General features: G+C 68.9%; 19 protein-coding genes. 10 read left to right on the top strand and 9 right to left on the bottom strand.

The features are described from left to right. Window positions 1-11 precede the first annotated feature (11 nt). Window positions 12-407 (bottom strand): GntR family transcriptional regulator, encoded by a 396-nt coding sequence (locus ABD164_RS14625; RefSeq protein WP_344297024.1) that lies wholly within the window; start codon window positions 405-407, stop codon window positions 12-14. A gap of 128 nt (window positions 408-535) precedes the next feature. Between ABD164_RS14625 and ABD164_RS14620 the strand changes: the two genes are divergently transcribed. The 7 genes from ABD164_RS14620 to ABD164_RS14590 all read left to right on the top strand — a co-directional run bounded on the left by ABD164_RS14620 (window position 536) and on the right by ABD164_RS14590 (window position 9,114). After that, window positions 536-2,203, top strand: a complete 1,668-nt coding sequence (locus tag ABD164_RS14620; protein WP_344297116.1) for an ABC transporter substrate-binding protein — start codon at window positions 536-538, stop codon at window positions 2,201-2,203. Between the two features lie 68 nt (window positions 2,204-2,271). Beyond that, window positions 2,272-3,162: an ABC transporter permease gene (locus tag ABD164_RS14615; protein ID WP_344297115.1), complete on the top strand. Its 891-nt coding sequence runs from the start codon at window positions 2,272-2,274 to the stop codon at window positions 3,160-3,162. After that, window positions 3,159-4,043 (top strand): ABC transporter permease, encoded by an 885-nt coding sequence (locus tag ABD164_RS14610; RefSeq protein WP_344297023.1) that lies wholly within the window; start codon window positions 3,159-3,161, stop codon window positions 4,041-4,043. Before ABD164_RS14615 ends, ABD164_RS14610 begins: the two co-directional genes overlap by 4 nt. Beyond that, complete coding sequence (locus ABD164_RS14605) at window positions 4,040-5,704, top strand: dipeptide ABC transporter ATP-binding protein (protein ID WP_344297022.1); 1,665 nt, start codon at window positions 4,040-4,042, stop codon at window positions 5,702-5,704. Before ABD164_RS14610 ends, ABD164_RS14605 begins: the two co-directional genes overlap by 4 nt. Before the next feature lie 137 nt (window positions 5,705-5,841). Further along, window positions 5,842-8,424, top strand: a complete 2,583-nt coding sequence (valS, locus tag ABD164_RS14600) for a valine--tRNA ligase (protein WP_344297021.1) — start codon at window positions 5,842-5,844, stop codon at window positions 8,422-8,424. 19 nt (window positions 8,425-8,443) lie between these two features. Then, window positions 8,444-8,890 (top strand): GNAT family N-acetyltransferase, encoded by a 447-nt coding sequence (locus ABD164_RS14595; RefSeq protein WP_344297020.1) that lies wholly within the window; start codon window positions 8,444-8,446, stop codon window positions 8,888-8,890. Then, window positions 8,890-9,114, top strand: a complete 225-nt coding sequence (locus ABD164_RS14590; RefSeq protein WP_344297019.1) for a hypothetical protein — start codon at window positions 8,890-8,892, stop codon at window positions 9,112-9,114. The genes ABD164_RS14595 and ABD164_RS14590 overlap by 1 nt, the downstream gene beginning before the upstream one ends. A 51-nt stretch (window positions 9,115-9,165) precedes the next feature. On the opposite strand, the gene ABD164_RS14585 is transcribed toward ABD164_RS14590, so the two are convergent. After that, window positions 9,166-9,993: a methyltransferase domain-containing protein gene (locus ABD164_RS14585; protein ID WP_344297018.1), complete on the bottom strand. Its 828-nt coding sequence runs from the start codon at window positions 9,991-9,993 to the stop codon at window positions 9,166-9,168. Between the two features lie 54 nt (window positions 9,994-10,047). Between ABD164_RS14585 and ABD164_RS14580 the strand changes: the two genes are divergently transcribed. Further along, the gene (locus ABD164_RS14580; protein ID WP_344297017.1) at window positions 10,048-12,096 is read left to right on the top strand and encodes a M3 family metallopeptidase; all 2,049 of its coding nucleotides are present in this window, start codon (window positions 10,048-10,050) and stop codon (window positions 12,094-12,096) included. On the opposite strand, the gene ABD164_RS14575 is transcribed toward ABD164_RS14580, so the two are convergent. From ABD164_RS14575 to sufB, 5 genes are read right to left on the bottom strand one after another with little or no spacing between them, the layout of a single operon-like run. Continuing rightward, window positions 12,093-12,422, bottom strand: a complete 330-nt coding sequence (locus ABD164_RS14575) for a metal-sulfur cluster assembly factor (RefSeq protein WP_232497223.1) — start codon at window positions 12,420-12,422, stop codon at window positions 12,093-12,095. The genes ABD164_RS14580 and ABD164_RS14575 overlap by 4 nt on opposite strands. A 20-nt stretch (window positions 12,423-12,442) precedes the next feature. Further along, a complete protein-coding gene (sufC, locus tag ABD164_RS14570; protein WP_344297016.1) occupies window positions 12,443-13,228 on the bottom strand; it encodes a Fe-S cluster assembly ATPase SufC in 786 nt (261 codons plus the stop codon). Window positions 13,229-13,275: 47 nt separating this feature from the next. Next, window positions 13,276-13,602, bottom strand: a complete 327-nt coding sequence (locus ABD164_RS14565; RefSeq protein WP_344297015.1) for a non-heme iron oxygenase ferredoxin subunit — start codon at window positions 13,600-13,602, stop codon at window positions 13,276-13,278. 1 nt (window position 13,603) lies between these two features. Beyond that, a complete protein-coding gene (gene sufD, locus ABD164_RS14560; RefSeq protein WP_344297014.1) occupies window positions 13,604-14,758 on the bottom strand; it encodes a Fe-S cluster assembly protein SufD in 1,155 nt (384 codons plus the stop codon). Window positions 14,759-14,802: 44 nt separating this feature from the next. Continuing rightward, a complete protein-coding gene (gene sufB, locus ABD164_RS14555; RefSeq protein WP_344297013.1) occupies window positions 14,803-16,221 on the bottom strand; it encodes a Fe-S cluster assembly protein SufB in 1,419 nt (472 codons plus the stop codon). A 248-nt stretch (window positions 16,222-16,469) separates the two neighbouring features. On the opposite strand from sufB, the gene ABD164_RS14550 reads away from it, so the two are divergent. After that, window positions 16,470-17,375 carry a COX15/CtaA family protein gene (locus ABD164_RS14550; protein WP_344297012.1) on the top strand — a complete coding sequence of 302 codons (906 nt, stop codon included), beginning with the start codon at window positions 16,470-16,472 and terminating at the stop codon, window positions 17,373-17,375. Between the two features lie 126 nt (window positions 17,376-17,501). Here the strand turns inward: ABD164_RS14550 and ABD164_RS14545 are convergent, their stop codons facing one another. Further along, window positions 17,502-17,978: an endonuclease domain-containing protein gene (locus tag ABD164_RS14545; protein WP_344297011.1), complete on the bottom strand. Its 477-nt coding sequence runs from the start codon at window positions 17,976-17,978 to the stop codon at window positions 17,502-17,504. Window positions 17,979-18,047: 69 nt separating this feature from the next. On the opposite strand from ABD164_RS14545, the gene ABD164_RS14540 reads away from it, so the two are divergent. Then, window positions 18,048-18,413, top strand: a complete 366-nt coding sequence (locus ABD164_RS14540) for a hypothetical protein (RefSeq protein ID WP_344297010.1) — start codon at window positions 18,048-18,050, stop codon at window positions 18,411-18,413. Window positions 18,414-18,512: 99 nt separating this feature from the next. Here ABD164_RS14540 and ABD164_RS14535 read toward each other — a convergent pair whose 3' ends face one another. After that, on the bottom strand, window positions 18,513-19,433 hold the full coding sequence (locus ABD164_RS14535) for a heme o synthase (protein ID WP_344297009.1): 921 nt from the start codon (window positions 19,431-19,433) through the stop codon (window positions 18,513-18,515). Window positions 19,434-19,515 lie beyond the last annotated feature (82 nt).

The following is a 19,515-nucleotide window of genomic DNA, read 5'->3' as shown; positions in this document are numbered from 1 at the left end:
GTCGGCGCCGCTCAGCGCTCCGGAATGGGCCGTTGAACGCCGCTCCCCAGCGGCGTCCACTGGAAGGCCTCGTGGATGAGCGCCACGAGCGCCCCCTCTGACACGTCATGCGACTTCGCCTCGTCGACGAGATCGTGGATCGCACCGGCGAGGGCGGCGTGACCGCCGATGCGGACCGCCACGACGGCGCCCCGCCCGCGGTGCAGCTCGATGAGCCGCTCGTCGCGCAGGCGGTGGTAGGCCCGCAGCACGGTGTGCACGTTGAGATCGAGCGATTTCGCGAGTTCGCCGGCGGCGGGCAGTCGTTCACCGCCCGACAACCGCCCGTCGATGATCGACGCACGAAGGCCGGAGGCGAGCTGCTCGTAGAGCGGGGTCGCGACCGTCGGATCGATGCGAATGAGCACTCTCAAATAGTATTCTTCTAGCTGATCTAGAACAAGTTGCTTGTTCGGTCAACTTCGCGGTGACAGGATGAATCAGGGCTCCGAATGAGCGGATGACCCTCCCACTCCCCCTCGTCGCAAGGAACCCGATGCGTGCTGCACCCGTGACCACCACCACGACGAAGCGCAGGGCAGGCGTCATCGCCGGTGCCGTCGCGCTCGTCTCCGCGATCACGCTCGCCGGCTGCCAGGCGGCCGAGCCCGAGGCATCCGGCGACCCCGTCGAAGGCGGCACGCTCGTCTATGCGAGCGGCGACGCCGAGCCGACCTGCCTCGACCCCCACGTCGGCGGCAACTACCCGCAGGCGCTCATCTCGGCGCAGTTCCTCGAGTCGCTCGTCTCGCGTGACGCGACCGGCGAGATCATTCCCTGGCTCGCCGAGTCGTGGGAGCCCTCCGACGACCGACTCGCGTGGGAGTTCACGCTGCGCGAGGGCATCGAGTTCACCGACGGCACCCCCCTCGACGCCGAAGCCGTCAAGGTCAACGTCGAGCACCTGAAAGACCCTGCGACCCAGTCCTCCACGGGCTACCTCGCCCTCGGCAAGGTCGAGGCCGTCGAGGTCGTCAGCGACACGGTCGCCCGGTTCGTGCTGAGCGCGCCCGACAGCGCCCTGCTCGAGTCGCTCGCCCAGCCGTGGACGGCGATCCAGTCTCCCGCCGGCATCGCTCGCGGCATGGACGCCAACTGCCAGGCGCCGATCGGCACAGGCCCCTTCATCGTCGACGAGTGGGTCAAGCAAGACCACGTGACGCTCGTGCGCAACGACGACTACGCCTCGGCTCCCGCCGATGCGGCCAACACCGGCCCCGCGTACCTCGAGGGCATCGAGTGGCGCTTCGTGCCCGACTCGTCGACACGCTACGCCGCACTGCAGGGCGGGCAGGTCGACGTGATCGACAACCCCCAGCCCGACACGATCGCCGCCGCACAGGGCGATGACGCCTTCACCTGGCTCGACGCGCCACGGCCGGGCGCCTCGAACCGCATCGAGCTGAACTCGGGCCAGGCGCCGTTCGACGACGAACGCGTCCGTGAGGCGTTCATCCGCGCCGTCGAGGTGAATGACGGCATCGAATCGCTCTTCTTCGGCACCGCGCAGCGCTCGTACTCCCCGCTCTCGTCGCGGGAGCCGCTCGCGTACTCCGACGCATCGCTCTTCGAGACCGACCTCGAGGCGGCGAACGCCCTGCTCGACGAGGCCGGATGGACCGCGCGCGACAGCGACGGCACCCGCATGAAGGACGGGGCTCGCCTGACACTCCGGTTCCCGGTGAGCACGAACCAGTCGATCCCCGCCGAGCAGTCCCTGTTCGAGCAGGTGCAGGCCACGGCGAAGCAGGCGGGGTTCGACGTCGTGATCTCACTGCTCGACCTGTCGAGCTGGTACGGCGCGCTCGCCGTCAATGAATACGAGATCGTCAGCGCACCGTACACGAAGGTCGGCCCCGACGTGCTGCGCATCCTCTACCACTCCGACAGCATCATTCCCGCACCCAGCGGGTACTTCGCGAACCTCTCGCAGCTCGACGACCCCGAGGTCGACGCGCTGCTCACCGAGGCCGCATCGACGAGCGACCCCGCAGAGCGCGCAGCGCTCTACGAGCAGGCCCAGCAGCTCATCCTCGGCGGCTACTACCTATTGCCGCTGTACGACCAGCAGAACAGCTTCCTGCTCAGCGCCGACGTGAAGGGTGCGCGCGCCATGCCGACGGTCTCGACGCCGAGCTTCCTGGACGCGTGGCTCATCGGCTGAGCACCCGGCGTCGCGGCGGCCACCGGCTGCGACATCTGGGGCTCCTCCTCGGCGGCGCCGTCTTCGTGATGTGGGCGGTGGCGACGCTCACCTTCTTCGCGATCCGCCTGATCCCCGGCGACCCCGCCCAGGCGATCCTCGGAGGCCCGGGCTCGCAGGCCTCACAGGAGGCGCTCGACCAGGTGCGACGCGACTACGGTCTCGACCAGCCCCTGATCGTGCAGTACGTCGCGATGCTCGGCCGGCTGCTCACGGGCGACCTCGGCGATTCCTACGCCCTGAAGGTTCCCGTCGCCGAGCTGCTGGGCGCGCAGATCGGGGGCACGCTACTGCTCGCGGTGCTCTCGCTCGCGCTCTCCTGGGTGCTCGCACTCGCGCTGTCGCTCGTGTCGACCGGACGCGGACGCGTCGCGACCGCAGTCGGCGAGGGCGTCGAGCTCACCGCCGCCGCACTCCCCCAGTTCTGGCTCGCCGCGGTGCTCATCGCGATCTTCAGCACGGGACTCGGGTGGCTGCCGCCCGTCGCGACGGGTACGCCCTCAGGACTCGTTCTCCCGGTGGTGACGCTCGCGATCCCGCTCGCCGGGTTCCTTGCGCAGGTGATGCGCGAGAGCCTGCTCGACGCGATGTCGCAGCCGTTCGTGATCTCGGCGCGAGCCCGCGGCGAGAGCGCACTCGGCATACGCCTTCGCCACACGATCCGCCATGCGGCGCTGCCGGGCATCAGCCTCTCGGGATGGGCGCTGGGCTGGCTGCTCTCGGGGGCGGTCGTCGTCGAGACGATCTTCGCCATCCCGGGTCTCGGGCGCACGCTGCTGCAGGCCGTCACGCTGCGCGACATCCCCGTGGTCACGGGCGTGGTGCTGCTCATCGCGCTCGTCTACGTGGTGATGACCGTGCTCACGGATCTCGCCGCGCGCATCGCCGACCCGCGCCTTCGCCAAGAGGCCCCACGATGAGCGAACTCGAACTGCGCCAGACCACGATCGACGCCGAGGTCGCCCACGCGCCGGCGCTACGGCGCGGACGGCGACCGCGCCTGCCACGCGCCGGCACGTTCGTCGCGGGCGCCTTCGTGGTGTTCCTACTCGTGGCCACCGCGTTTCCGGGCCTGCTCGAGACGCACGACCCGAACCAGATCGCTCCGAGCGAGGCGTTCGAGTCACCGTCGCTCGCGCACTGGTTCGGCACCGACGAGTCGGGGCGCGACATCTACAGCCGCGTCGTCGAGGGCACGGGCACGTCATTGCTCATCGGCGTGACGGCGACGTTCATCGGCCTCGCCCTCGGGCTCGTGCTCGGCGTGCTCGCCGGGTTCGGCGGGCGCGTCGTCGACTACGGCGTGAACCGGCTCGTCGAGGTGCTCTTCGCGTTCCCGGGATTGTTGCTCGCGCTGCTCGTGATCGTCGTGTACGGACCCGGCCCGGTCACCGCCACGATCGCGGTCGGGCTCTCGACTGCGCCGGGATACGCACGCATCATCCGAGGGCAGTTCGTGGCGATCCGCTCATCGCATTACGTCGAAGCCGCCCGCGTGCTGGGGCACTCGCGCCCGCGCATCATCGCGCGACACGTGCTGCCGAACGCGCTCATCCCGATCTTCGTGCTCGCAACGCTCGGCGTCGGCCAGGCGATCGTGTGGGCCGCGGCGCTCAGCTACCTGGGCCTCGGCGCGCAACCGCCGGCCCCCGAGTGGGGTGCGATGCTCGCCGCAGGTCGCACGTACCTCTCGGTCGCGTGGTGGATGACCGTCTTCCCCGGCCTCATGATCGTGGGCACGACGATCTCGACGACCGTGCTGGGGCGCGCACTCGCCCGTCGCGGAAAGGGCGACGCATGACCGCCCCGATGACCGCACCGCTCCTCGAGGTCGCCGACCTGCGGGTCGCATTCGGTGACACCGAGGTGGTGCACGGCGTGTCGTTAACCGTCACGCCAGGCGAGTGCGTCGCGATCGTCGGCGAGTCGGGATCGGGCAAGTCGGTGACGGCGCGAGCGCTGCTCGGCATGGCGGGTCGGGGCTCGCGCGCCGAGTCGAGCGTGCTGCGTATCGGCGGTCGCGAGTTCGGCGGTGCGGGCGAACGTGTGTGGCGAGACATCCGCGGCCGCGAGGTCGGCCTCATCCTGCAAGATGCGCTCGTCTCGCTCGATCCGCTTCGCCCGATCGGCCGCGAGATCGACGACCCGCTGCGCATACACGAACGGATGTCCCGTCCCGAGCGCCGCGCGCGGGTGCACGACCTGCTCGCCGCTGCGGGCATGCCCGATCCCGACTTCGCCGCACGACGGCGATCAGGCGAGCTCTCGGGCGGGTTGCGGCAGCGCGCGCTCATCGCGGCGGCGATCGCCCTCGACCCGCCGCTGCTGATCGCCGACGAGCCGACCACTGCGCTCGACGCGACCGTGCAGGCACGCATCCTCGAGCTCATCGCCGAGATCCGCACGCGCGGCACCGGCGTGCTGCTCATCAGCCACGATCTCGCGGTCGTCGGGCGACTCGCCGATCGGATCCTCGTGATGCGCGCCGGCGAGGTCGTCGAATCGGGGACCGCGGCCGAGGTGCTCGGCTCGCCACGGGAGCCGTACACGCGTCGGCTCATCGCCGCGGTGCCGAGCGATGTGGCGCGAGGCGTTCGGCTCACGCGCTCAGAGCCGTCGCCGCCGACCGCTGCCGAGCCGCCCGCGACGACGACGCCCCGTGCACGCGTGCCGAATGCGACGCACGAGCTCCCGCTGCTCACGCTCGACCACGTGAGCAAGACCTTCGCCGTGCCGGGCGGCCGCTTCACCGCCGTCGATGACGTGACACTCGAGGTGCGCCGCGGCGAGACCCTGGGCCTCGTCGGCGAATCGGGCTCGGGCAAGACCACGGTCGCCCGCCTCGCCCTGGCGCTCACGGCGCCCGACACCGGTGAGGTGACGCTCGACGGCGCACCGTGGTCTCGGCTCGACGAGCGCGCACGACGACCCATGCGGCGCCGAATCGGCGCGATCTACCAAGACGCCCTCAGCTCGTTCGACCCGCGCTGGAACGTCGAGCACATCCTCGCGGACGCCATGGGCGTCGGGGCGCCCGGCCACCACTCGCGCACCGCCGACCACGGCGTCGCCGGCCTGCTCGAACAGGTGGGGCTCGAGACATCCGTTGCCCGCCGTCGACCGCTCACGCTCTCGGGCGGACAGCGACAGCGGGTCGCGATCGCGCGCGCGCTCGCCGCCTCGCCCGAGATCCTGATCTGCGACGAGCCCGTCTCGGCGCTCGACGTCACCATCCAGGCGCAGATCCTCGACCTGCTCGACGACGTGCAGCGCGATCGCGGACTCGCGCTGCTGTTCATCTCGCACGACCTGGGCGTCGTGCGGCACATGGCCGACCGCGTCGCCGTGATGCAGGCCGGCCGTATCGTCGAGACCGGCCCTGCCGATGCCGTGTTCGCCGAGCCGGAGCATCCGTATACCGCACGACTCGTCGCCGACGCGCCGCGCCTCTCGCGCACCTGAACGGTCGCCCGTCAGACTCGGCCGAGCGCGCACCACGGTGCGCTACGGCGACGGCGCCGCGCTCCGGTAGGCTGGATCGTCGCACATTCAGGCACCTCCCAATTGACTCGGTGCCGCCGATATCGAACCGGAGCATCATGACCGACACCGCTCGCATTCCCGACAAGCCGGCACTCGAAGGCCTCGAATCGGTCTGGGGAGGCACGTGGGAGCGCGAAGGCACCTACCGGTTCGACCGCAGTGCGGCCAGCCGTGAGCAGATCTACTCGATCGACACGCCCCCGCCCACCGCTTCGGGTTCGCTGCACGTCGGTCACGTGTTCTCATTCACGCACACCGACCTCATGGCGCGCTACCAGCGCATGCGCGGAAAGCACGTCTTCTACCCCATGGGCTGGGACGACAACGGCCTGCCCACCGAGCGCCGCGTGCAGAACTACTACGGCGTGCGGTGCGACCCGAGCCTGCCCTATGACGCCGGTTTCACGCCGCCCTTCGAGGGCGCCGAAGGCAAGAGCGTCAAGGCGGCCGACCAGATCCCCATCAGTCGTCGCAACTTCATCGAGCTGTGCGAACGGCTCACGGTCGAAGACGAGCAGCACTTCGAAGCGACGTTCCGCATGCTCGGCCTCTCGGTCGACTGGACCCAGAGCTACCGCACCATCGCCGACGAGGCCCTCTTCACCTCGCAGCTCGCGTTCATCCGCAACGTCGAGCGCGGCGAGGCCTACCAGGCGCTCGCGCCGACGCTGTGGGACGTCACGTTCCGCACCGCCGTCGCACAGGCCGAGCTCGAGGATCGCGAGCAGGCCGGGCACTATCATCGCGTGGGATTCCACCGCCCCGACGGCGGCATCGTCGAGATCGAGACGAGCCGGCCCGAACTCATCCCGGCGTGCGTGGCACTCGTCGCGCACCCCGACGACGAGCGATACCAGCCGTTGTTCGGCACCACCGTCACCACGCCGGTCTTCGGTGTCGAGGTGCCGGTCGTCGCGCACCACCTCGCCCAAAAAGACAAGGGCACGGGCATCGCGATGATCTGCACCTTCGGTGACGTCACCGATGTGGTGTGGTGGCGCGAACTCGATCTGCCGAACCGCGCGATCGTCGGGTTCGACGGCCGAATCATCGCCGAGGCTCCCGAGGCGATCACCACCGAGGCCGGCCGAGCCGCGTACGCCGAGCTCGCCGGCAAGACGGCCTTCTCGGCCAAGCAGGCCGTCGTGTCGCAGCTGCGCGACTCGGGCGACCTGCTCGCCGACCCCAAGTCCGTCACGCACCCCGTGAAGTTCTACGAGAAGGGCGACCGCCCGCTCGAGATCGTCTCGACGCGCCAGTGGTACATCCGCAACGGCGCGCGGGACGACCAGTTGCGTGAGCGGCTGATCGCTCGCGGTCGCGAGATCGATTGGCACCCCGACTTCATGCGGGTGCGCTACGAGAACTGGGTCGAGGGGCTCTCGGGCGACTGGCTCATCTCGCGCCAGCGCTTCTTCGGCGTACCGATCCCCGTGTGGTACCCGCTCGATGACGCCGGCGACCCGAGGTTCGACGAGCCCATCGTCGCCACCCGCGACCTGCTGCCCGTCGACCCGTCGTCGGCGCCGGCGCCCGGATTCGACGAGGCGCAGCGCGGCGAGCCCGGGGGCTTCATCGGCGAGCACGACATCATGGACACGTGGGCGACATCGTCGCTCACCCCGCAGCTCGCCGCCGGCTGGGAGCGCGACCCCGAGCTCTGGAACCTCGTGTTCCCTTACTCGATGCGCCCGCAGGCGCAAGACATCATCCGCACCTGGCTGTTCTCGACGGTGCTGCGCGCCGAGCTCGAGCTCGGCGAGAAGCCGTGGTCCGACACCGCCATCTCGGGCTTCATCGTCGACCCCGACCGCAAGAAGATGTCGAAGTCGAAGGGCAACGTCGTCACCCCGACCGGGCTGCTCGAGCAGCACGGCTCCGACGCCGTCCGCTACTGGGCGGCCTCGTCGCGCCTCGGCACCGACGCGGCGTTCGACCCGCAGAACCCGACCCAGGTGAAGATCGGCCGCCGCCTCGCGATCAAGGTGCTCAACGCGGCGAAGTTCATCCTCGCATTCGACGGTCGCGCCGATGCCCCGGTCACCGTACCGGTCGACCGCAGCATGCTCGCCGAGCTCACTTCGGTCGTCGCTCGGGCGACGCGGGCGTTCGACGGCTACGACCACGCCCGCGCGCTCGAAGTCTCCGAGACCTTCTTCTGGACGTTCTGCGACGACTACCTCGAGCTCGTGAAAGAGCGAGCCTACGGCCAGCCCAGCCCCGAGCAGGCTTCGGCCGTCGCAGCGCTGAAGACGGCGCTCGACGTGATCCTGCGACTCTTCGCGCCGGTGCTCGCGTTCGCCACCGAAGAGGCCTGGCGCTGGTCGCACGACACCTCGGTGCACCTCGCTTCGTGGCCGACGGGCGACGACCTGGCCGCACGCGGCGAGGCCGGCGGCGAGTTGCTCGAGCTCGCGAGTCTCGCCCTCACCGGCATCCGTCGTGCCAAGACCGACGCCAAGGCATCGCAGAAGACGCCCGTGCTCAGCGCGACGATCGTCGCACCCACCGCGTCGATCGCGCTGTTGCGGTCGGTCGCGTCCGACCTTCGGGCCGTCGGCCGCATCGCCGAGCTCTCGTTCGTCGAGGGCGAAGCGTTCGAGGTTCGCGATGTCGCCCTCGCGGCGCCGTCGGAGTAGGCAGAACAGAGGGGGAACCATGACGTACGAGATCCGACCGGTCGCCGACGACGACTTCTTCGGCTGGATGCCGCTCTTCGAGGCATACTGCCGGTTCTACGCGTGCGAGCTCGACGATGCCAAGGCGCTCACCGTGTGGACCTGGCTGCGCGACGAGCACGACCCGCTCGACGCCGTGCTCGCACTCGACGACGAGGGGCACCCGGTCGGCCTCGCCCACTTCCGCGTCGTGCCCGACTCGCTGCTGGCGACGCGGGCGATCTTCCTCGACGACCTGTTCGTCGACCCCGACCACCGTGGCAACGGAGCCGGACGGGCGCTCATCGAGTACGTGCACGCCCGCGCCGCCGAACACGGCACGGGCGGCGTGCGCTGGATCACGGCGTCCGACAACGCCGAGGCGCAGAAGCTCTACGACGCGATCGCCCGTCGCACGAACTGGGTCACCTACGAGATGGACGCCTGATGCGACTCGGAACCCGGTGGGCGTTCGGCGCCGAGCCGCCGGCGTCGGTGCCCGCAGAACTCCGCCCACGGATCGCCGCAGCCGAGGCGCGCGCGGGCGACGAGGGCAGCGGTCGGCACTGGACGCTCACCTGGCTCGAGGGCCGCCCGATCGCCGAACTCGATGACGGCACCGTCGTGCGCGACGTGATCGCCGACGCGCTCGACGGCGACGAGGACTGGTAGCCGCCTCCGTACTGCTGGTTGAGCAGGGAGCGCAGCGACCGTCTCGAAACCTCAGGCCCGGGCGAGTATCTCGCCGTGCGGCATGAGGAACCAGCCGTCGTCGTCGGCCGCCCATTCGCGCCACGCGGCGGCGATGCCCTGAAGCTCGCCCGGGTTGGAGTGACCCGACTCGATCGCGTGGGCGGCGAAGGTCGACTCGGTGGCCCGCTCGGCCCATGAGCCGCCCCACCATTCACGTTCGAGCGTCGACGAGAACACCCAAGTGCTGCCGCTGACCTCGAGATCGTGGAATCCGGCCTCGCGGGCCCATTGCTTGAGGTGGCGACCGGCGTGCGCGTCTCCACCGTCCCACTCGTGCACATCGTGATACAGCTCGAGCCAGCGGCTGAGGCCGGCCGAGGCGGGGCTCCAGATCACGCCGCCGTAGTCGACGTCACGGGCGGCGACGAGTCCGCCGGGCTTCAGTACGCGACGCCACTCGCGCAACGCGTCGACCGGCCGGGCGAGGTGCTGCAGCACCTGGTGCGCGTGGACGATGTCGAAGGCGTCATCGTCGAAGTCGAGCGCATACGCGTCACCGACGTGGAAGTCGACGTTCGCGACACCCTCGCTGCGGGCGAGACCGGTTGCGCGGTCGACCACATCGGTCGAGGCGTCGATGCCGATGACGGTGCCCGGGCGCACGCGGCGGGCGAGGTCGATCGTGATCGTGCCCGGCCCGCTGCCGACGTCGAGCACCTTGGCGCCCTCGTGCAGGTGGGGTGCGAGGTACGCGGCGGAATTGTCGACGGTGCGCCACGAGTGGATGCGCAGGACGCTCTCGTGGTGGCCATGCGTGTACGCGTCACGCGGAGCGACTTCGGGCCGTTCGATGTCCATGATCTGAGCCTAGGCTCCCACGCCCTCGTGTGGCGCCCGAAGTATTGTTGGCGAATGACCGACGACCGGCGCAACCCGCTGCTCGACCCGAGCCCGCTGCCGTTCAGGCTTCCGCTGTTCGCGCTCATCCGCCCCGAGCACTACCGCGAGGCGCTCGAGCTCGGCATGGCCGAGCAGCGGCGCGAGGTCGACGCGATCGCGGGCGATGCATCCTCGGCGACGTTCGACAACACGATCGTCGCCCTCGAACGATCGGGCGCCCTGTTGCGCCGTGTGCTCCCGGTGTTCGAGAACGCGAGCGCGGCCGTCGCCGACGACGAGATCGACGCCCTCGAAACCGAGTTCGCCCCGCGCCTCGCCGCCCACCGCGATGCGATCAGCCTCGATCCGCGTCTCTTCGCCCGCTTCACGGCGCTCCTCAGGGCAGGCGACGGCCTCGCGCTCGATGCCGAGTCCGCCTACCTGCTCGAACGCCGCCACCGCGTCGCCATGCTGGCCGGTGCCGGGCTCGACGATGACGGCCGCACCGAGCTCGCCGAACTGAACGAGCGCATAGCCGCCCTGACGACCGAGTTCCAGCACCGGCTCGTCGCCGACACGAACGCGCGTGCCCTCCACATCAACGACGACGTCGAGCTCTCGGGCCTCGACGACGCCCAGCGAGGGGCGGCGCGTGCGGCAGCCGTGCCACGAGGGCTCGAGGGGTGGCTGCTCCCCCTCGTGCTGCCGACGGCGCAGCCGCTGCTGGCCGCGCTCGACGACGCCGGTGTTCGCGACCGGCTCCTCGCCGCTTCGCGCGCCCGAGGTACCGGCGGCGGCCCGCACGACACCCGCGAGACGCTCCTCGAACTCGTGCGGGCGCGAGCGCGACGTGCTCGACTGCTCGGCGTCGACAGTCACGCGGCCGCCGTCACCGCGGATTCGACGGCGGGCTCCCCTGACGCGGTCGCCGACCTGCTCGGCCGACTCGTGCCCGCGGCGCGCGCGAACGCACGGCGAGAGGCCGTCGCCCTCGAGGCCCGCGCTGCCCGTGACGGGCAACGCCCAGTCGAGGCATCCGACTGGATGCACCTCACCGAGCAGGTGCGGTCGAGCGTCCACGAGATCGACCTGCAGGCGATGCGCCCGTACTTCGAGCTCGACCGGGTGCTCGTCGACGGGGTGTTCCGCGCGGCGAACCTGCTCTACGGCATCGACCTCGCCGAGCGCACCGACCTCATCGGCTACCACCCCGACACGCGGGTGTTCGAAGTCGTCGAACACGACGGCACCCCGGTCGGCCTGTACCTGCTCGACCTGTATGCGCGCGACTCGAAGCGCGGCGGTGCGTGGATGAGCTCACTCGTCGCGCAGTCCGCACTCGACGCCACCCTGCCCGTCGTCGTCAACAACCTCAACGTGCCGAAGCCGGCAGGGGGCGACCCGACGCTGCTGACGTTCGACGAGACCGCCACCCTCTTCCACGAGTTCGGCCATGCGTTGCACGGACTGCTCGCCCGGGTCGCCTTTCCGTCGTTCTCGGGAACGAATGTCTTCCGTGACTTCGTCGAGCTGCCGAGCCAGGTGAACGAGTTGTGGATGCTGCGCCCCGAGATCGTCGCCGGCTACGCCGTGCACCATGAGAGCGGCGAACGGATGCCCCAGCACCTGGTCGACCGCCTGCTCGCCTCGCGCACCTTCAACGAGGGATTCTCGACGACCGAGTACCTCGCCGCGGCGGTGCTCGACCAGGCCTGGCACCGCCTCTCGCCCGAGGCCGCAGCGGCCGTGACCGATGTCGCCGAGTTCGAGCGCGACGCCCTCGCCTCGGCCGGCCTCGACGATCCGCTCGTTCCGCCGCGTTACTCGAGCACGTACTTCGCGCACATCTTCGCGGGTGGCTATGACGCGGGCTACTACTCGTACATCTGGAGCGAGGTCGCCGGCGCCGACATCATGGCGTGGTTCGAGGAACGCGGCGGTGCGACCCGTGAGAACGGCGACCGCTTCAGGGCCGAGATCCTCGCCCCTGGCGGCTCACGCGACCCGCGTGAGTCGGTGCGATCGTTCCTCGGGCGCGAGCCGACGATCGAGCCGCTGCTGCGCCGACGCGGCCTCGACTAGATGGCGAAGCCGAGCGCCCGCATCATGTCGCGGCCATCGTCGGTGATGCGCTCGGGCCCCCACGGCGGCATCCACACCCAGTTGATGCGGAACGCCTCGACGACTCCGTCGAGTGCTTCGGCGGTCTGCTCTTCGAGCACGTCGGTGAGGGGGCAGCCGGCGCTCGTGAGCGTCATGTGGATGACCAGCGCGTCGTTCTCGTCGTCCCAGCCGAGGTCGTAGATGAGGCCGAGGTCGACGACATTGACGCCGAGCTCGGGGTCCATGACGTCTTTGAGCGCCTCGGTGACCTCGTCGAAGCGCTCAGGCGCGAGTGTGGTGACCATGATTCGAGTCTAATCGCGCGCTACTCGGCCGGAACCGTCTCGGCCGAGGCCGCCTCGGCGACGTGGTAGCGGTCGTAGCCCTCTTCTTCGAGCCGGTCGGCGAGCTCGGGGCCGCCCTGTTCGGCGATGCGGCCGGCGACGAACACGTGCACGAAGTCGGGCTTGATGTAGCGCAGGATGCGCGTGTAGTGGGTGATGAGCAGCACACCGAGGCCGGTGTTCGCCATCGCCCGGTTGACGCCCTCGGAGACGATCTTGAGTGCGTCGACGTCGAGACCCGAGTCGGTCTCGTCGAGCACCGCGAAGTTCGGCTTCAGCAACTCGAGCTGCAGAATCTCGTTACGCTTCTTCTCGCCACCCGAGAAGCCCTCATTGACGTTGCGCTCGGCGAATGCCTTGTCCATCTTGAGGTTCGCCATCGACTCGCGCACGTCTTTCACCCAGTGACGCACTGACGGCGCCTCGCCGTCGATCGCGGTCTTCGCGGTGCGGAGGAAGTTCGTGACGGTCACGCCGGGAATCTCGACGGGGTACTGCATGGCGAGGAACAGGCCCGCACGAGCACGCTCGTCGACCGTCATCTCGAGCACGTTCTCGCCGTCGAGCAGGATCTCGCCGTCGACGACGGTGTACTTCGGGTGGCCGGCGATCGTGTAGGCGAGGGTCGACTTGCCCGAGCCGTTCGGGCCCATGATCGCGTGGATCTCGCCCTTCTTGATGACGAGGTCGACACCGCGCAGGATCTCGCGGGTGCCCTGTTCGGTCTCGACGTTGACGTGCAGGTTCTTGATCTCGAGCACAGACATGTTCTGGTTGGTCTCTTTCGTTGATCGGCCGCGCTGGCCGGAAGGTTTCAGACGGTCAGTGTGACCGCGGGGTCGATGAGGACGTCGCCGCCCTCGATCTGCACCTGGTAGACGGGGACCGGCTCGTAGGCCGGGAGGGTGAGGGGCTTGCCGGTCCTCAGCGAGAACATCGAGCCGTGGGCCCAGCACTCGAGCGTGTCATTTTCTACGAACCCCTCGGCGAGCGAGATGTCGCCGTGCGTGCACGTGTCGCCGATGGCGAAGATGTCGCCCGCGGCGTCTTTGACGAGCGCGATCGGCACGCCGTCGACGACGACCCGCGACGCCTCGTTGACCGCGAGGTCGTCGACCCCGCACACCCGAACCGCGGCCATGTCAGTCGCCCTGCAATTCGGCTTCGATCGCCGCCGTGAGGCGCGCCTCGAGCTCGGGCGAGCCGATCTTCTGCACGATCTCGGTGAGGAACCCGCGCACGACGAGGCGCCGCGCCTCGTCTTCGCGAATGCCGCGAGCCATGAGGTAGAACAGCTGCTCGTCGTCGAAGCGCCCGGTGGCGCTCGCGTGGCCGGCACCCGCGATGTCTCCCGTCTCGATCTCGAGGTTCGGCACCGAGTCGGCGCGCGTGCCGTCGGTGAGCACGAGGTTGCGGTTCTGCTCGTAGCTGTCGGTGCCGGTCGCCTTCGGGCCGATCAGCACGTCGCCGATCCACACGGTGCGCGCGCCGGTGCCCTGCAGCGCACCCTTGTAGGTGACGCGGCTCTTCGTGTGCGGGGCGTCGTGGTGCACGAACACCTGCTGCTCGAGGTGCTGGCCCGCATCGGCGAAGTAGAGGCCGAGCGCCTCGATGTCGGCGCCCTGCTCGGCCAGGTGGGTCGAGGGGTTGACCCGCACGACCTTGCCGCCGAGCGAGACCACGATGTGCTTGAGGAACGAATCACGACTGAGACGTGCGAATTGGCTCGCCAGATGCACCGAGTCGTCACTCCACTCCTGCAGCGAGACGACCGTGAGCGACGCGCCCTCGCCGACGAGGATCTCGACGTTCTCGCTGAGTCGGGCGTCGCCGATTCCGTGCAGCACGATGAGCGCACGGCTGAACGGCGCGGCCTCGATGACAGTGTGCGCGGCGCGGGGTGAGTTGCCGAGACCCGATCGGGTGATGACCGCGACCTTCTCGTCTTCTCCGCTCACCGACACGAGCAACGCCTCGTCGAACCTCGACCAGGCGTTGGCGCTCGCACGGTCTTCGGGAATGCCTGCGGCCCCGATGCGGTCGTCGGTGCGATCGATCCACGAGATCGCCACGCCCGGGACATCCGCCGCCTCGATCGACAGGCGCGAGCCGTCGAGATCTCCGGCCGTGAGGTCGGCGAAGGCGGCGACAGGCGAGAGCTTCCACTCGTGCTCGCGGCCGTTGACCGGCTCGAAGTCGTCGACGTTGACCGAACGGAACCGCTCGGAGCGCGTCTGCACCGGTACGAATGCGCCGTCGGAGTGCGCGACGAAGCCGTGCTGTCCTGCCGTGGCCATGGGAGATGAACGCTGTGCTGTGCTGGTCATCTGGGCGGTCACTCTCAGCCCACCGATCCTTCCATGCCCATCTCGATGAGCTTGTTGAGTTCCATCGCGTATTCCATCGGCAGCTCACGCGCGATGGGCTCGATGAAGCCGCGCACGATCATGGCCATGGCCTCGTCTTCGGGAAGGCCCCGGGACATCAGGTAGAAGAGCTGCTCTTCGCTGACCTTCGACACCGTGGCCTCGTGGCCGAGCTGCACGTCGTCGACGCGGATGTCGATCGCCGGGTAGGTGTCGCTGCGCGAGATGGTGTCGACGAGCAGGGCGTCGCAGCGCACCGTGTTCGCCGAGTGGTGGGCATTGGCGTCGACGCGCACCTCGCCGCGGTATCCGGCGCGACCGCCGCCGCGGGCGATCGACTTCGAGACGATCGACGACTGGGTGTACGGAGCCATGTGGATCATCTTGGCGCCCGCGTCTTGGTGCTGGCCCGGGCCCGCGAATGCCACCGAGAGGGTTTCGCCCTTGGCGTGCTCGCCCATGAGGAAGATCGACGGGTACTTCATCGTGACCTTCGAGCCGATGTTGCCGTCGACCCACTCCATGGTGGCGCCCTCGGCGGCCGTGGCGCGTTTGGTGACGAGGTTGTAGACGTTGTTCGACCAGTTCTGGATCGTCGTGTAGCGAACGCGGGCGTTCTTCTTCACGATGATCTCGACGACGGCGGAGTGCAGGGAGTCGCTCTTGTAGATCGGGGCGGTGCAGCCCTCGATGTAGTGCACGTAGCTGCCCTCGTCGGCGATGATGAGCGTGCGCTCGAACTGACCCATGTTCTCGGTGTTGATGCGGAAGTAGGCCTGCAGCGGGATCTCGACGTGCACGCCCGGGGGCACGTACACGAACGAGCCGCCCGACCAGACCGCGGTGTTCAGCGCGGCGAACTTGTTGTCACCGGCCGGGATGACGGTGCCGAAGTACTCCTCGAAGAACTCGGGGTGCTCTTTCAGCGCGGTGTCGGTGTCCATGAAGATGACACCCTGGCGCTCGAGCTCTTCGTTGATCTGGTGGTAGACCACCTCGGACTCGTACTGCGCGGCGACGCCCGCGACGAGACGTTGGCGCTCGGCCTCGGGGATGCCGAGCTTCTCGTAGGTGTTCTTGATGTCGTCGGGCAGGTCTTCCCAGGTCTGGGCCTGCTTCTCGGTCGAGCGCACGAAGTACTTGATGTTGTCGAAGTCGATCTCCGAGAGATCGGCACCCCAGGTCGGCATGGGCTTGCGCTCGAAGAGCTGCAGCGCACGCTGGCGTCGCTGGAGCATCCATTCGGGTTCAGCCTTCAGCGCCGAGATGTCGGCGACCACCTCCGGCGAGATGCCGCGCCGGGCGGATGCCCCGGCCGCGTCGGAGTCGGCCCAGCCGAACTCGTACGTGCCGAGCCCTTCCAGTTCGGGGCGGTCGATCAGTACGTCCGTCATGCTCTCCCTCTTCTCCTCCCGTGCAACCGAATATGAGTCCGGCTCATTCCCCTCGTCGAGTCGAGGTGCTCGCTGATCGGGGGATGATGTGCGGGTGGCGTCAGTGCGAACCTAAGATGGCTGGGTACCCGCATCGCGTTGTCGCGCGCCTCGCGGGAATCTCCAGCCCTTCGAGTCTACAGGGTCGCCGTGTCGCCGGGTCCGACCACCCAGCACCTGCACAGGCGTCCAGATCAGGAACTACGCGCGTGACCCGCACTCTCCGCACCTTCGCCTGGGCTTCGTTCATCGCGCAGGTGGCGATCATCGCGACGGGCGGCGCGGTGCGCCTGACCGGTTCGGGTCTCGGATGTCCCACCTGGCCCACCTGCACGCCCGATTCGCTTGTTCCGACCGACGAGCTGAGTTATCACTCGCTCATCGAGTTCGGCAACCGGCTGATGACCGGGGTCGTCGGCATCCTCGCCCTCGTGGTGTTCGTACTCGTGTGGCGCATCCGACGCGAGCGGCGCGACCTCTTCGTGCTCTCGTTCATCGTGGGTGCCGGCATCGTCGCACAGGCCATCGTCGGCGGCATCACCGTGTGGACGGGCCTCAACCCGTTCATCGTCGGCTTCCACTACGTCTCGTCGCTCGCGCTCGTGTGCGTCACGGCGGCGTTCCTCGCGCGCATGGGCCAGCCCCCCGGCCCGCGCGAACGCGCCGTCCCCGCGTGGTACGCGGGCCTCACCCACGCGACGAGCGCCGTGCTCGCCCTCACGATCGTGTTCGGCGTGCTCACGACCGGCTCGGGTCCCCACTCGGGCGACGCCGACGCCGGCCGCACCGGATTCGAATCCGAACTGCTCGAACACGTGCACGCCTGGCCGGGCTATGCGCTGCTCGCTCTGACGCTCGTGCTCGTCATCGCCGCATGGCGCCTGAAGCTGCCCACCCACGGCTGGGTGCTCGCGCTGCTCGCCATCGAGGTCGTGCAGGTCGGTGTCGGGCTCTACCAGGCGCGCAACGGGCTGCCGGTGCTCGCCGTCGGCGTGCACATGGTGCTCGCGGCGCTTGCGGCCGCGGCGATGACGCTCGTCGTGCTGCGACTCAAGCGGCCCATGGCAGCGCCGCAGGCAACGGCAGACACTCCCGCCGAGGCATCCGCCCGCTGAGCCCCCACCACCACAGCTACCCCGCTGAGCCCCCAACCACCACAGCTACGGAGATCGCCGCGACCCCGGAGCCATCCGTGCGATCCGATCCGAATCCGCGGCGATGTCCGAAATCGTGGCTTCAGCTCAGCGCCGATGGAGCCCCTGTGCGACGGCCCGAGCGATGACATCCTGCACCCGGGGCCAATCATCGACGATCTGCTGGTATCCAACCCGGATCACGTGATACCCGCGCACCACGAGCGCCGCATCGTGCGCATTGTCCTCTGCACGCTGCTCGCCGACGTGGTGTCCGCCGTCGATCTGCACGACGAGCCGCTCGCCGAGCAGGAAGTCGACCCGATGACCCTCGATCCACGCCTGTGGGATGATCCGGATTCCCAACCACCGCAGGCGGGTCAAGAGCAACGACTCGAGACCCGAGTCGGAGAACGGCGTGGCGGCCCCGAGCAGACGTCTCGACTGCGCGCCGAGCGGCAGCCGAGCGAGCACCTCCCGCGAGACCGTCCCCTTCTGAAGCGCCGACTCCCAGACAGCCAGTGCCGTCTCGAACGGCTGACAGCCTGCGATGAGGGCGAGCGCGTTCTCAATCGGGTCGACCAACTCATCCGGGTGCCGCGGTATCAGCGGCGTCGACCAATGGACTGTCGCCTCGATCGCGGGTACGGCGCCATGAGCATCGATCGCGACGTGGAGCCCGCGCTCGGCAAGCACCCAGAGTCCCAGTCGCCTGGCCTGCGTAACGCAGCTGAGAACGACCCCGCCACGGGCCGCCATCACGAGTTCCCGATCGGCGTGCGGGAGCGCCACCCAGTTGCGCCGCACCCGAACGAGTCGTCCGTCGGCGAGGGCTCGCCGGAGACGATGTCGGGTGTGGCCAGCAGCCTGGAGGCTTGTCATCTTCGCCACACCGCCGCTTCGGCGCAAGGTCAGTTCGAGGTCGTGCATTCCTTCATCGTGACGCCCGAGTCGAACCGCCTGCGGCCGCGTATCCAAGTTGTGGAGACCTGCCCGGCTCGGCTCGCTGTTGAGGAATGATCCCGCACACCATGATCGGAGATCACCGCAACTTCGGCACCTTCGGTTCGATCTGACCCGAAGCCGTGGTGATCGCCGAAATTGCGGCGCCGCACCGACTCAGAACGGCAGCAGCGGGTCGATGCCGATCGCGAGGAACAGCAGCGACAGGTACATGATCGAGCCGTGGAACACCCGCATCGGCGAGACCTTCTCGTGCCGGATCGCGAGGTTGTAGAGGCGGTGCGTCTCGTAGATGAACCAGACGCCCGTGACGAGCGCGACGGTCGAGTAGACGAGTCCCATGTCGGCGATCGGGATGAGCAGCAACGAGCACGCGACCGTCGCCCACGCGTAGAGGATCACCTGCAGGCCGACCTGCGCCCGGCCGCGCACGACCGCGAGCATCGGCACGCCGGCGGCCGCGTAGTCGTCTTTGTACTTCATCGACAGCGGCCAGTAGTGCGGCGGGGTCCAAAGGAAGATGATGAGGAACAGGATGAACGGCGGCCAGTCGAGGCTGCCCGTGACAGCAGCCCAGCCGATGAGCACGGGCATGCACCCGGCGACGCCGCCCCAGACGATGTTCTGCGACGTGCGGCGCTTGAGGATGAGACTGTAGAAGACGACGTAGAGCAGGATCGCGGCGAGCGAGAGTGCTGCGGCGAGCCAGTTGGTGAAGACGCCGAGCCACACGATCGACGCGATGCCCAAGCCATAAGCGAAGACGAGCGCCTCGCGGTCGGTCAGTTCGCCCGTGACAAGCGGGCGCCCCTGTGTGCGCTTCATCACACGGTCGATGTCTCGGTCGATATAGCAGTTGAACGCGCCGGCGGAGCCGGCGCTCATGGCACCACCGATGAGCGTGGCGATGAGCAGCCAGAGGTTCGGCAGGCCCTGCTGCGCCAGGATCATCGTGGGCGCCGTGACCACCAGCAGCAACTCGATGACTCGCGGCTTCGTGAGTGCGAGGTAGGCGGTGAGCTTGCGCCGCACCGTCATCTGAGGTCGCGACTCGCGAGTGTGTGCGGCTGCCTTCATCGTTCCTCTTCTGGGCGTGGGCACGACACGACTCCCCACGCACCCTCATCGAGTCTAGGCCATCGGGGCGACGGGCAACGGC

Origin of the sequence: Agromyces neolithicus, assembly GCF_039529735.1 — a bacterium.
In the GTDB taxonomy this organism is placed as follows: Bacteria; Actinomycetota; Actinomycetes; order Actinomycetales; family Microbacteriaceae; genus Agromyces; species Agromyces neolithicus.
The sequence above is the reverse complement of the archived record's forward strand: the minus strand, read 5'-3'. Positions and strand labels throughout refer to the sequence as shown.